This window comes from Parabacteroides sp. AF19-14, from assembly GCF_003635485.1.
GTDB classification, from domain to species: Bacteria; Bacteroidota; Bacteroidia; order Bacteroidales; family Tannerellaceae; genus Parabacteroides; species Parabacteroides distasonis.
The window spans coordinates 15840-29990 of sequence record NZ_QTMJ01000010.1 but is presented as its reverse complement, the minus strand read 5'-3'; the positions used below and the strand labels follow the sequence as shown (position 1 = coordinate 29990).

The window sequence follows — 14151 nt, the reverse complement described above, 5'->3', positions numbered from 1 at the left end:
GTAAAATCAAAAATCAGATAGTCTAATGAAAGTATTAAAATTTGGTGGTACTTCAGTCGGTTCTGCCCAGCGGATCAAGAATGTCGCATCAATCATTTGCGATCAGGAACAGAAAATAGTAGTACTCTCTGCCATGGCAGGGACAACAAACTCTTTAGTGGAGATATCTGAGTGTTTCCATAAGAAAGATCCGGGAAAAGCCAATGCGATCCTTTCTGCTTTGGAACAAGCTTATGTCAATCATATAGAAGAATTATACCAAAGCGATACCTACAAAGAAAGGGCCATGCAATACATGCTTGAACGGTCTCAACATGTCTGGTCTTTCTCTAATATGCCTTTCAGCATGTTCGATGAAAAGGAAATCTTGGTACAGGGTGAGCTAATATCAACCTTTCTGATGACCTGCTATCTGGAAGAACAAGGAGTGAAGGTAGTTTTATTGCCTGCGTTAAACTTCATGCGGATTACAATGGACAATGAACCGGACATGGAATATATCGCTAAACACCTAAATACACTTTTGGAGCAAAACAAAGAGGCAGAAATATATATTACGCAAGGTTTCATCTGCCGGAATGCTTACGGCAGCATTGACAACTTGGAAAGAGGAGGAAGCGATTACACCGCCTCTCTAATTGGAGCGGCTATCCAAGCAGAAGAGATACAGATATGGACGGATATTGACGGGATGCACAACAACGATCCACGGTTTGTCAATGACACCGCTCCTGTTAGGCAGTTGAACTTCGACGAAGCCGCTAAGTTGGCACATTTCGGTGCCAAGATACTACATCCGACTTGCATCCTGCCTGCCAAGGAAAAGAACATACCGGTACGCCTCTTGAACGCATTGCAGCCAAATGCGTCGGGTACATTGATCTCGAATACGGCGGAAAAGGGTGCGATCAAAGCTGTTGCCGCCAAAGACAACATCACGTATGTCAAGATCAAGTCGCTCCATACGATACCGACACCTCATTTTCTGAGCATCGTGTTTGATACGTTCTATAATTACAATACGCCGGTGGACATGGTGACCACTTCCGATATCGGGGTTTCCGTAACGATTGATGATGACAAGCATATAGACGAGATTGTGGGTGTATTACGGAAATACGCAACGATTACAGTCGAAAAGAATATGGTGATTGTTTGTGTTGTTGGTGACCTAGAATGGCAAAATGTCGGTTTTGAGGCACGCATCATCAATGCATTGAAAGATATTCCCGTACGGATGATTTCATACGGCGGAAGTAGTAGTAATGTATCGTTGGTGATGAAAGCGGAAGATAAAGTGCATGCTTTGAAGGCGCTTAGTGAACACTTGTTTTCCGTATCAGACAAACCTGTGTTATCATCCGTTTCTTAAAAGAAAATTAAGATTAATAGTTGAGCATATTTGTTTTTTGATTTGTTTTAGAAATGAAGCAGAAGCAGTCTTTTTTTGTAGAGACTGCTTCTATTTTTCGGTAATAAACAATGAAAATTCTTCTGTGTATTGACAGGTGGAAAATTTGGTATAAACTGTCCCCCCATTGTCCTATCTAAAGAGTTCCCCAAAATCCAATTTAAATTGCCCCACCAAAAAAACATTAAAAGAGTTACAGAATCAGTTCATAATTCTACATTAATCTATTAAATAGACAAAACAGATAGTATTCCCAATAAATCAATCAGCATGAACAAGTTTTGTCAAGGAGGTGTGCGACTTGTTTGTCATGGGAAGCTCCGGTACAGGAAAGAGCTACATTGCCACAGCCTTGGGATACAGAGTCTGCCAGAAAGGATTGAAAGTGCTGTATGCCAATACTTCCAGACTTTTAGGGCAGTTGAAGGCCACCAAGGTAAAAGGTAGCATCCTGTAGGAGCTGAAAAAGATAGAAAGGACGGATATGCTTATACAGGATGATTTCGGCTTGCAGCCGTTGGACAACGGAAGCAGAATGCATCTGATGGACATCATCGAAGACCGATATGGTAAGAAATCAACACTGATTGCATCACAATTGCCGGTCAAAGACAAGTATGATGTCATCGGCAAGGAGACAATAGCCGGCGCAGTCATGTACAGAATAACTCACCAAGCCGCAAGAATTGAGCTGCACGGAGAGTCCTTACGCAAAATTTGCGGGAAGAAATGAATGACTATATTGGCAGTAAATAAAAATTACAAACCCAGCACAAATCGAAAGCTAATGAACTGATTATATGATGTTTTTTTTGTATTTTAGGAAAAATAAATCGGGGGTCAATTTAAGTTGGATATTGGGGATCTGTTTCATTCGAGTTTCCAAGTTGTCGTTATACTCCTTGAACACATTATATAATGTTTTGAAAGTTTCGTCCTTTCCCTAATAGCGGTTTACTATGGCACGTGCGGAGACAATCTTTTCCTCCAATTCCAAGTCTTGGTAAATCTGATAGAATTTCACACGCAGAGGTACTTTCCCGTTTTTAACGTTTTACTACGCTTAATGAAGAACAACACGCTGAATATTTCTCTTTCCATACAGCTCAATTTTTAATGATACAAAGTTAGGAAATCGAACCGAGAACCCGGTTATGTAAAATAGATCAATGTGCTGTAAAAAAACGAAGTAGCACTTGTGCTGTGTAACATTTTAGGCTTTCTAAAACTATCCCCCGAATAAGGATGTATAGTTTACTTTAGTCCCACTTATTTTACCTATTCTTGAAAATGAAAAATCCCTAAACTTCTTTGAAAGTTAGGGATTTACATCGTTTCTCTTTTCTTAAAAGTGGTGCCACCAGGAATCGAACCTTTCGCTTCGATTTATCCTAACATCCTGATTGACTGCATATTTATTGCTTTATCTTTTATGAAAGCCATTGAATTAGCACCACACTAAATTCATCGCTTTTCTTGACTATCTTTTCAATCGTCATCTCTTTGACAATGCAAAGATAGATAAAGTGTTCGATTTCTGCAAATTTTTCCTCTCTAGTTTTGGCGATCAATTTCGGTGCTGAGTGTTGTTTGGAAGTCTGTTCCCTGGATTTGTCCGCATGGCAGAAAACCGTACCGATCACCGGAGATACGCTGCATTTTTCATAATAGTCGGTAATTTTGCCATATCTTACTTCTGAATAAAGGATTCTATTAGTAAATATTCCCATTGAAGGGTTGATATCTACATTTTGTGAGAGATAAACGAGGTGTCGTTTCAATTTTTATCATATCTTTGGCTAATATGTCATACTTTTTAATAGTTTTGTGAAATATGAGACAGCTTAAAATTTTCCTGTTATTTATAACTGTTTCTTGTTCCATATTGGCACAAGACAGGTTATCATTGTTTATAAGTAGGGCGAATCAATATGCATCAGTGGAACTATCCGATTATCGGAAACGCTTATGTGTTGAATATAATATGCCTAATCATTCGTTGGATGATTATTACAAGAGATTTGGAAACGATTGGGGCAATGTAGGGCTGGCTCTTGAGATAGCCCGTTCTTCCGGGAAGAGAATGAACGATGTCTGCGATTATTACAAGCGTTACCATAAGCATGGCTGGAATCGAGTGCTGATAGAGATAGGCATAAGACCGGGATCAACATACTACAATCCTTTTTATGACAGGATTCATTATCATAGTAATTGTTGGCATGAACATTATTGTTCGCATTGTAACCATCATGACAAGCATCATCATAAACATTACAAGAAACATAAGCACCACAAGAAATATAAGCATCATAAACATCACAAACATCATGATTATGATGATGACGATGGCGATTGACACATATAAATATAAAAACAGATAACCATGAGAAGAATTTTGATTTTTTTAGGATTATTGTTTGTAGTGTTGAGTAGTACCTATGCTCAAAAAGGCAGACAAGCGATTGGTTTCGGATTGAGCTATGGAACAGAAATTGAAAGTATTGGTTTGGGGCTGAAATATCAATATAACATAACTGATCCCATACGGCTCGAACCGTCTTTGAATTATTTCATAGAAAATGACAATATCAGTATGTTGGACATAAATATGAACCTTCATTACTTATGTCCTGTAGGAAGGAGCGTCAAATTATATCCTTTATTTGGATTCACATTTTCCAATTGGATGTTTGATTTGGGTGATGGATTTGATATTGATGTGGATGGCGACCATATTCATATAAACAAAGAAGATGATCATCATAACGAATGCAGAGTAGGAGTAAATATAGGTGGTGGAGCAGATTTTTTGCTGACAAATAATTGGATTATGAATTTCGAGCTACGTTATCAATTGGTTAGTGATTTTGATCAAGCTGTCTTTAACTTAGGATTTGCTTATCGATTCTAACTTGCGCATCTTTAAATTAAAATGAGTATAGATTCAAAAACCCACCATTGACAATGGCTAAATGTCAATGGTGGGTTTTGCCTGAATTGCCAGTTATCTCAACCTAGTGTGAGGGGGGCTTATGATAAGAAAAGAGTTGGATATATACGTATTATATATGAAGAAAGCATTTATGATAGCTTTTGTTTTATTTATTGTAGTAGGTTGTATTGACAATAAAAATAGATACTTGTGTAACAAAGAATATCCAGATTATTATGGTGGATATTATTATGATGAAGATGGGCGACTCGCTGTTTTGATAGTTACTGATTTCAACGTTAAAAAAGAATGTGTAGATTCTTTATTAGGTGTTGAAGACTATTATGTTATTGACTGTAGATATTCTTACAACGATATATTATGTGTGCATAAATATCTTAACGACTTCTTTATGGATCGGCAAAATGACTTTATAATAAAAAAGATAACAATTAACTCATTAGGCATAAGTCTAAAAAATAATACGGTTTTTGTTTCTCTAAAAGATAGTACTAAGGAAAATATATCTTTATTTAGAAATAAAGTTTCTAATAGCCCAATTATCAGTTTTGAAAAATGGAAGGGAAATATTGAAGCTCAAACAAATGTTGTAGATGAAAAAAATTGCGAATTACAAATGGACTCCGTTTTTCCTGTATCACAACGTAGAATTCCAATCAAGATAATAAATCACACGGATAATGTTATTGAGATGGGAAGAAATGATTATAAGTTGGAGTTTTATAATGAGAGTTCTCAAACTTGGGAAAATGCGTTACCTAAAGACCATGCTTATCTAATGATTACCGATGTAGTTCTTCCACATGATACATTGGAATTAACTATATACGAGTATACAGGAAGGACAGGGAAATATCGAGTGACTAAAAACGCCACGGTAACATATGATCTCAGTATAAAATCCCATAATTATATACTTTCTGGTGAGTTCCGTTTGGGCAAGGAAGATGATAGTGTTATTAATGATATGGCAATAAAAAAGTCTGTTTATGACAGTTTCATAAACACATTTGGAGATTATTACAGGACAGAATATGATAGTTTACCAGATTTCCTTGGTGGAATTTATGATGCGGATCAATATAATTTTGTCATTTATGTTGTCGGAGATCTTACGGACGGCAAAATATTATTAAATAAGATGTTAGGACGTACGGACTTTAACGTTAAACCCTCTCTTTTTTCTTATAGGCATCTAAGGAGGATGAATGATAGCATATTATCTTTTACAATGAGAGAGAAGAATAAAAATATCTGTAAAGAGACTGGATTTCGTTTTTGTTCGTTATCAGAGAAGGAAAATCGGATTTTTGTGTATTTGGATGATTGTAACAATTTATCCATCTCCAAATTTAAAGAATATATCGCAAATGATAGTTGCATTATATTTAGGCAATATGAAAATGATCTTGTTATTATCGCTGATTAGTATAACCAGTTCTTGTATACATAAGAATGCCGACAAGGAAGTATGGAAAGACTTGCAAGAGAAAGTGACCTTCGCTAATGCGAATAAGGATAAATATAAAGACTCATTCTTTATAGATAGCTTGGGTAAAATAAGATATCCAGATTATTATGCTGGCTCTTATGTTAATTCCAGATATGAATTGACAGTAGGAATTGTCGGAGATACGTCCGTATATCGAGAAGAGATAAGGAAAGTGTTAGGCAATGATTCATTCTTGATTACAGAAAGCGAGTATTCATATAATCATTTATTGTCTAAGTATGATTCACTGATAATGGTTTTGAAACCATTATTAGAAGAAAAGGACACTGGGGGAATAGAACATTATAAGATAGGGATTTACAATCTCTATATCTCAGAAAAGGAAAATAGAATAGTTGTGGAGTTGATAGAAACCGATTCGATATACATACATCGTTTTTTTAATTGTATTTCTAACATGCCTGAAATACAATTTAAAAAGGCTGATTTACCTATATTACATTGATAATTATGCAAAATATGTTTGTGAGAAAATTGGAAAATCCACTCGTATCTGCCCCCTTCCGTTCACTTTAAAGTGATCCCCCCAATTCACTCGAAAGTGACCCCTTAAATTCACTTCAAAGTGATCCCCTAAAAAAGATATTGATTCTTGTTTATCCGGTCTATAATTCTATTTTATTTGTTAAAAACAAATAAAAATCAGTTATGCCCAATAAACAATTAGGAATGGAAAAGATTCGTCAAGTGTTACACTGTTACTCCCAGGGGCATGGGACCAAAAGTATCAGCAGTATGTTAAGCGTCTCGCGCAACACGGTCAAGAAATACTTACAGGTATTTCAACGTAGCGGTTTGGATTATGAGCAGATGTTGTCCCTGCCGGACCAGGAACTCTCAGAGTTATTCCACGAAAAGACCAAAGTAAAGACTGAAAGTGAACGGATGGAAGAACTAAAGTCGTTGTTACCCGAGTATTGCAAGCGGCTTAAGAAGAAAGGTGTTACCCGCGAGGCATTGCACCGCGAGTACCTTTCTTCCCATCCGGATGGCTACGGACGCACCCGCTTCTATATTCTGATTCAGCAGTATATAGCCTGCAGTCGTCCCGTCATGCATCTTGAGCATAAAGCCGGAGATAAAATGTTCATAGACTTCTCCGACGACAAACTTTCCATCATCGACCTTGATACGGGAGAAATCATTCCGGTCGAGGTTTTTGTCGCAATTCTTCCCTGCAGCCAGTTAACCTATGTGGAAGCTGTTATGAGCCAGAAAAAAGAGGACCTGATCCGTGCTTCGGAAAACGCCCTGTTATACTACCAGGGAGCTCCCTCCGTCATCATCCCGGATAATCTCAAGTCTGCCGTTACCAAGAGCAGTAAATACGAGGCCATACTGAATGAGGACTTTGCAGCCTTTGCCGGACATTACGGCTGTACCGTAATCCCCGCCAGGGCTTACAAACCACGTGACAAGGCGCTGGTGGAAGGTGCCGTTAAACTGATTTACCGTAGTATCTATCCCAAGATACAGGAACGCGAGTTTTATGACCTGGATTCACTGAACGCGGCTATCCGCGTGGCATTGGAACTCCACAACAACAACCCGCTCACAGGCCGTAAATACAGTCGGCGGGAACAGTTCGAGGAGATAGAACGTGATTCCCTGCGCAAACTAAATCCCATTCGCTTTGAACTCAGACAGCGTTACAGGGCTACCGTGGTGAAAAACGGCCATGTCCGCCTGGGGGAAGATGCCCATTACTACAGCGTGCCTTGCCGCTATATAGGCAAGAAAGTCATCCTGTTATATACCTCACGCCAGGTATGCATCTATTACGGCTACGAGCTGATTGCCACCCATACCCGCAACAGGGCCCGTTGCCGGTACACGACCCTGGAAGAGCATCTGGCTTCACACCATCGCTATATCACGGAATGGAACCCGGACAAATTTATACATGAGGCGGCGGCTATCCATCCGGACGTGGAGGCATATGTACGTCAGGTGATGGAAGAGAAAAAACATCCGGAGCAAGCCTATAAATCGTGCCAGGGCATTCTTAGCTTCGCGCGCAGGGTCGGCAACACCCGACTGACCAATGCCTGTCGTTGGGCTACAAGTTACGGACTGTACAATTATCCCATCATCGAGCGCATCCTTAACAACCGGCAGGATGAGTTCCCGTTGGAAGACAGTGCCGGGCAAGAAACGGAGATGCCTTCCCATGAGAATATCAGGGGAAAAGAATATTATCAATAAACCAACCAGATGTAATATGGAAATGAATCAGGATACATTGGAAAAGATGTTAGGAATGAACCTTAAAGGTATGTATTATGCCTTTAAAACAAGTTTGGAAACACATCGGACAGAGAGTATGACTACCGACCAGTTCGTCTCATGGCTGGTTTCAAGTGAATGGGATGACCGCAGAAACCGCGCGGTAGAGAGAGCTATCCGCCAGGCCTCCTTCAGATACAAGGCCACCATTGAAGAAATAGACTTCTCGGTGGAAAGGGGGCTGGACAAGAACCTTACACAGCGTTTGGCTGACCTGACTTTTGTCAGGGAACGCAAAGACCTGTTTATTACCGGAAGCGCCGGAACAGGTAAAAGTTATCTGGCAACAGCTTTTGGCTTCCAGGCTTGCCAAAAAGGATATAAAGTGTTATATGCCAATACATCCAGACTTATGGGGACGCTTAAGATTGCCAAGGCAAAAGGTACAATCCTGCAAGAACTCAAGAAAATCGAAAGGTTGGATATGCTTATACTGGATGATTCTGGTATACAACCTTTCGATTCCCAGGGGCGGATGAATCTGATGGATATCATTGAGGACAGGCATGGTAAAAAATCTACTATCATAACATCACAGGTCCCGGTAAAAGACTGGTATGACGTTATTGGAGAAAAGACGATTGCCGATGCCGTTCTGGACAGAATTGTGCATCAGGCCATACGCATTGAACTCTTCGGGGAGTCGCTGCGGAAATGTAAAAGTAAAAAAGAATCGTTATATTTATAAACGAAATTTAATGTAGAACCCGGCATAACTGACAGGAAGAATACGAAGAAAACAAGAATAAACAGGAGGGGAGAATGGAAAAATTTAACAGGGGTCAAATTGCTGTGAATTAAGGGGACTACTTTGAGTGGATTTTCCAATAATGAACAAACTGCTTAAATCAGGAGATTTACTATTTAAGTATACCGTGGGAAGTTTCAAGGTTCCAATATATTATAAAAATGCAGGTGGGCGATATTGGAGATTAATAAAAAGTTTTCCTACTTTTTATCAATCAGAATCTTCCAATTCTACTTCAACGGAGAAAACTTTTTTAGTTTCGTCCCCTTATAAAGATATAGTTGTATGCTGTCTTGTATCTAGTTTATTTTACTGGTTTTGGCGTGTAGTTTCTAATTGTCGACATTTGACAAACAGAGAGTTAGACTCTTTTGTTATTGCTTCTGGATTACAAAATGATTCCGAAACTTTAATGAATTTGAGACAACAATATGAAGAAGATTTGAAACGGAATAAAGTAAGAACTGTAACACAAAGTAAATCCACAGGAGAAATCATTCAGGATTTTTATTATATGAAACAATCCAAGCCTATCATTGATGAAATCGACAAAGTTCTTGCAAAGCACTATGGCTTTACAGAAGAAGAACTTGACTTCATTATCAACTACGACATCAAGTATCGTATGGGGGATGAACTGAACAACGCGGAATAACTATGGAGCCGCATTATCTCGGAAATATGGACTTATTGACCTTGCGTAAGGTGGGATTTCTCGCCTCACGCAAAGTTGTTCCGTCCTCTGTGATACCAACGATTAACTGGGCGAACAAAGTAAGCCATGACCCAAATATCGCAATAATTAGCGGTTTCCAATCCATCCTTGAACGCGAAGTTCTTGACATTGTCCTCAAAGGTACATGCGGCATAATTTACGTTCTCAACCGCAGCATCTATTGTCAAATTCCACTCAGCCTACGCACGGCATTCAATTCAAACCGCATCCTTTTCATTTCCTTAACCTCAGAAAAGACGACTCGTCCTTCAATAGCAAATGCAATCATCCGTAATCACTATATCACTGACATAGCAAATACACTCATTTTTGCATCAGTAAATAAATCGTCTTCACTTTACCAATTAACACTTATAGACAAGACTATTCTGAAATTATAATGGAACGTAACGTGCTGAAATTCTTTCTACAAAATGCAGGGTCATCATAACCATAGCCTGTGGAGTGTACCGCAAACTCCCCAAACAATACGAGGAGGCAAAATTGTCTCCCACTCATAATCTCTGTACGAAAAAGAATCTGTCACTCGTATTTCAAAAATCTTAGTTCACAAACGCAATGAATATGCTGAAATAATAAGAAATAAATTTACAAAATCTCAACCTTCCACCCTGCATCTTTCATCATTTGTAACACATCGTCCTTCCAAATTCTTTTTTCCGATGCATAGCATAGTAGATGTGTTGGCCTAGAAAAACCCACATATAGCATCCGCTTAGCCATAGCAGCATTACTTCCATTGGGCTGAAAATCTTGCATCAAAAACGGGCTGGTCACTGTCCTCACCTTATTTCTTCCCCGTCCCGTTGTCTTATCCTCTATCATGTATTCCGACTCATACTTATTGTTATATGAAGTCTCTACATACATCGTTGCACAGTGCGTCATGCCCTTCACCGAGTGCACAGTTCCTATATTGATAGCAATGTCGTCTGAATCCTGCGCCTCTGCTCTTGGTATCAAAGGGACGAAGGCATCTTCATAGTATGCCCTCACCTTTTCATTTGGCTGCTGCTGGAAAAAATCATTTAGCCATTTGGTGGCGGTTGCCTTAATGATACTATAGGCATCGCTCCACGCACCTTCACTCAGTTTCTTGGTACATGCAAGTAATTCTTCTCTGAATTGTTGTTGTGCCGTTGGGAGTTTTTCTTTCACCACGGCTAGCAACTTGTTTGCTGTAAACAATCGTCCGTCTGCTGGTCTCTGTTCTGCCATTCTCACAACCTTTACAAACACCTCCAGCACAGTCTTTCTCGACTCCTTGAAGTTACCAATATGTCTCTCTATTTGTATTTGTTCGCTCAATGTCGCTGGATTGGCATTGGGCTTGCTCAGATTCCTGTGATACTCAGGAAAAATATCTTCTAATCGCCTATGGAGTACATCATTTTTTGCTTCAGAATTCCATCCCACGATGTGGAAACCATATTTCCCTGCCTCTGCTATTGATTCAAGATGATGCAACCGTATCACATCCTTGAATTTCTCTTTCAACCCGCCTATTGTGTCTTGGTTATATAGCAATAGATAGCGCGGTATGATTGGTTCCTGTGGTCGCACTCCGTTCACCACAAATCGTGCCCCTCCTTGACCGTCATCACCTCTGTCCAATACGAGATGATCCACAACAGAGGCCACCTCTTGTGTTAATCGGAGTGAGTTGTTGATGAAGAAAGGATTTCTGCTTTCCCAGGTATTGTTCACGGAAAAACCGTCAAAGATAGCCTGATTGGGATCTCCTATCCTTTGCAGAACCACCGAGTCACAGTTAAAACATTTATCAATAATATTTAACTGATACCCTTTCATGTCCTGGGCCTCATCCACAAACACGTAGGCAAACCGTTTCCTCAATATGTCAATAATGTCGGGATGCTCCCTAATATTCGTTTCGCCCAAATAGTAGCAATCATCGTAGTGCAACACCCCAAAATCCAATATTTTCTCTTTCATCCTAAATAGGAAGTTTTTCAGTTGTGCTACCTTTTCTTCGGCATTGCCATCTTTCACCCACTTAGCTGCAGGTTCTATTACGACTTCTTCACCTTCAATCCCAAACCTCAATATTTTCCGCCCATCATCAGAATAGCTTAGCCTTATACTTTTATAATCTTTTCCATATTTTAACTTACTAGACAAATAAGTCGTAATTCGACCAGGCTTGTTCATAATGCTGGTGCATACTCGCTCGTACATATCTGCATCTATCACTTCCTCTCTGTGTCTATACTTCTGCACATAGTATGGCAGAGCTAAGAAAGTATCCACAAACTCCTGTATGGTTCCTACAAAGTTCGGATATTCAAACAACTGTGGGCAATGGTTTTGTAACATCTTTTTCAATTCGCCCACAGCCACGTTCGTATGCGACAATGCCAGTATGCCCCTGCCGTCTTTCATTGGCAGTTGTTTGGCCATACAGTAGAGTTTTGCCCGCAATGCAGTGGTCTTTCCACTTCCTGGCACGGCCAGCAAGTCTCCACTTTCCATTCTGTTGATAAACAGGATTCGCTCCTCGTCGAAGTGACAACCATCAGGCAGCAACAATTGCTCTGCTTTTGCTATGTTTTCAGGTTTTATTTCCATATGCTAACTACATACATGGTTTATGGCATCCACCAAATACTTTGCCGGATCACCATCGAAGTGATCATAATCTATTACAGCCTCTTTCACAAGCTTCGCAAATTGATAGGCTACCTCTACTTTGTCAAGTTGTGTAGCGGCCACATGTTTGCCCTCTCCATCTATTTTGTATTTTCTGAGCTTGTCGGTCAGTTCAGCCTTAAAATCTTCCGTCTTGAATTGGCCATTCTCTTTTTTGAATGCATCCGTCTTTGTATGCACTTTGCTCACTGCTTCCTTGAACAAGTCTCCAAACTTTCCCGATTCATTTAAACACCATTCCAGCGTCCAATGCTCTGCTATATGCCAACTAACGTCTGGATAATTGGCCGTATCCACCTTCTCTGTTATTTTTGTCCTCTTCTCCACTTCTTTGGTAGCATCAAACTGTCCGTTATCATCATTAGGTCTTACATCCAAATCCGTGACAATTGCCACCTTACAGCCCATGCTCTCCAGATTCTGTCTCATGAATATCTTGGCATATCGCATATAGGCTGTTGACCCTACGTTGATGACACTCACCTCATGTGCCGTCAGATTTTTTCCCATTCCTTGTGCTATCGCTGGCAGTATAATTTCCTCTGCCCAGCCCTCAACAAGAATAATGCCTTTTGCAAAGAATAAGTTCGCTTTGGTCACATCAAGGAAATGAGCTAGAAATTCATAGTCATCTTTGTCGAGCTGAGTATATGTTGGTCCCATAGGAAAAACTTTCCCTTCCTTGCATATTACAACCTGATTAAAGTCATCCTCCGATAACTCTACCTTCGATGCAAGATTCGGACTATGTGTCGTGATGATAAACTGAGTTCCTTTTTGTTTCTGTATCGTTTCCAGCACTTTCATCTGCGCCTGTGGGTGCAGATGTGCCTCTTCTTCCTCAACCAAACAGAGTTTTATTCCGTTCCAGCCCGGCTTCTGCAGGTGTAGCAGTTCTGCTGCCATATACAGACGGTTCATTGTCCCCAGTCCTGGCCTTGTTGTTCCGTCAAGGTTCAGCGATAATTTCTCCAGTATTTCTCTTATATGAGACCCCGAAATTGAGAAAGAGGATGCCGTATCCTTTTGGATAAAACTACCAAGGAATCCGTCTATTACTCCTTTGATTTGTTCCTTGTTGCTTAATTGCCCATCTTCAGCTGTATCATCCTCAAACCATTCTTTAATCTGCCGGTTTGCTGTAGCTACATAGTCTTCAAACAACTCCTTTCCATCTGCTCCCTTTTTAAACAAGTCGTGTCCTTCTAATATCTGAGATAGCCTACTGTATTTCTTAGCTGTCAGCTCGTTCTCAGCATCGCGCAGCGGCTTCAGAAATGTCACTTTTAAGTATTCTCTGGCTTGGCTATCTATTGCAGTTCCAGCCTCATCCATTCCTGCTCTTATCTCATGAGGTATCGGCTTGTCATCTATCAGCCGCACGGTACATATCAGCCGCAAAATGGGTCTAGGGGAATAACCATCTATCCATCCGAGCCATTCTGTAAAGTGTGCCGCTTCGCTGTTCGTCAAACCATCTATCAGAAGTTCTATCCTTAACTCGTCCGTTCCTTCATAGAAATCCTCTTTTACCCACATCAATCTCTCGTAGGCATGAGTCTTCAAAACCATCTTGATAGCTTCAAGTATAGCACTCTTTCCAGAGTCGTTTTCACCAATCAACACATTCAGTCCTTTTGTAAACGACAAGTCGAGGTTTGGGTGCTGCAGGTCTATGTCGCCTAAAGTTCCGAACTTTCTGAAGTTCCAAAGTTTTATATTCGAAAGGTACATATTCGCTATTCTTTATTATGGTTTGACATAGTGAATAGAGCATATTTTCTTGTCCAACAAAACATATTTGATGTTAATGTGCTTCAAATACCATTTT

Annotated in this window: 11 protein-coding genes and 2 pseudogenes; 9 read left to right on the top strand and 4 right to left on the bottom strand. The window is 39.9% G+C overall.

Features of this window, described 5'->3' with window-relative positions; genetic code table 11:
• Positions 1-25: 25 nt before the first annotated feature.
• Together DWX33_RS11415 and DWX33_RS22870 are read left to right on the top strand one after the other, a co-directional pair.
• Complete coding sequence (locus DWX33_RS11415; RefSeq protein WP_122380437.1) at positions 26-1372, top strand: aspartate kinase; 1347 nt, start codon at positions 26-28, stop codon at positions 1370-1372.
• 328 nt (positions 1373-1700) lie between these two features.
• A pseudogene (locus DWX33_RS22870) lies at positions 1701-2144 on the top strand (ATP-binding protein); the annotation flags it as partial.
• Positions 2145-2357: 213 nt separating this feature from the next.
• Here DWX33_RS22870 and DWX33_RS22865 read toward each other — a convergent pair.
• Both DWX33_RS22865 and DWX33_RS11400 read right to left on the bottom strand, forming a co-directional pair.
• A pseudogene (locus DWX33_RS22865) lies at positions 2358-2512 on the bottom strand (site-specific integrase); the annotation flags it as partial.
• A 329-nt stretch (positions 2513-2841) separates the two neighbouring features.
• Positions 2842-3141 carry a hypothetical protein gene (locus tag DWX33_RS11400; protein WP_122380436.1) on the bottom strand — a complete coding sequence of 100 codons (300 nt, stop codon included), beginning with the start codon at positions 3139-3141 and terminating at the stop codon, positions 2842-2844.
• Positions 3142-3245: 104 nt separating this feature from the next.
• Between DWX33_RS11400 and DWX33_RS11395 the strand changes: the two genes are divergently transcribed.
• The 7 genes from DWX33_RS11395 (at position 3246) to DWX33_RS22300 (ending at position 9569) form a co-directional block, all read left to right on the top strand.
• Positions 3246-3770, top strand: coding sequence for a hypothetical protein (locus tag DWX33_RS11395; RefSeq protein WP_122380435.1), 525 nt, complete (start codon positions 3246-3248; stop codon positions 3768-3770).
• A 27-nt stretch (positions 3771-3797) separates the two neighbouring features.
• A complete protein-coding gene (locus tag DWX33_RS11390) occupies positions 3798-4325 on the top strand; it encodes an outer membrane beta-barrel protein (protein WP_122380434.1) in 528 nt (175 codons plus the stop codon).
• A 157-nt stretch (positions 4326-4482) separates the two neighbouring features.
• A complete protein-coding gene (locus DWX33_RS22860; RefSeq protein WP_233570174.1) occupies positions 4483-5796 on the top strand; it encodes a hypothetical protein in 1314 nt (437 codons plus the stop codon).
• A complete protein-coding gene (locus DWX33_RS11380) occupies positions 5765-6325 on the top strand; it encodes a hypothetical protein (RefSeq protein WP_233570173.1) in 561 nt (186 codons plus the stop codon). Before DWX33_RS22860 ends, DWX33_RS11380 begins: the two co-directional genes overlap by 32 nt.
• Before the next feature lie 224 nt (positions 6326-6549).
• Positions 6550-8085, top strand: coding sequence for an IS21 family transposase (istA, locus tag DWX33_RS11375; protein ID WP_233570172.1), 1536 nt, complete (start codon positions 6550-6552; stop codon positions 8083-8085).
• A 16-nt stretch (positions 8086-8101) separates the two neighbouring features.
• Positions 8102-8854 carry an IS21-like element helper ATPase IstB gene (istB, locus tag DWX33_RS11370; protein WP_122380431.1) on the top strand — a complete coding sequence of 251 codons (753 nt, stop codon included), beginning with the start codon at positions 8102-8104 and terminating at the stop codon, positions 8852-8854.
• Positions 8855-8996: 142 nt separating this feature from the next.
• On the top strand, positions 8997-9569 hold the full coding sequence (locus DWX33_RS22300) for a hypothetical protein (protein WP_147425511.1): 573 nt from the start codon (positions 8997-8999) through the stop codon (positions 9567-9569).
• Between the two features lie 669 nt (positions 9570-10238).
• Here the strand turns inward: DWX33_RS22300 and DWX33_RS11355 are convergent.
• Positions 10239-12239, bottom strand: a complete 2001-nt coding sequence (locus tag DWX33_RS11355) for a UvrD-helicase domain-containing protein (RefSeq protein ID WP_122380428.1) — start codon at positions 12237-12239, stop codon at positions 10239-10241.
• 3 nt (positions 12240-12242) lie between these two features.
• On the bottom strand, positions 12243-14054 hold the full coding sequence (locus tag DWX33_RS11350; RefSeq protein ID WP_122380427.1) for an ATP-dependent endonuclease: 1812 nt from the start codon (positions 14052-14054) through the stop codon (positions 12243-12245).
• Positions 14055-14151 lie beyond the last annotated feature (97 nt).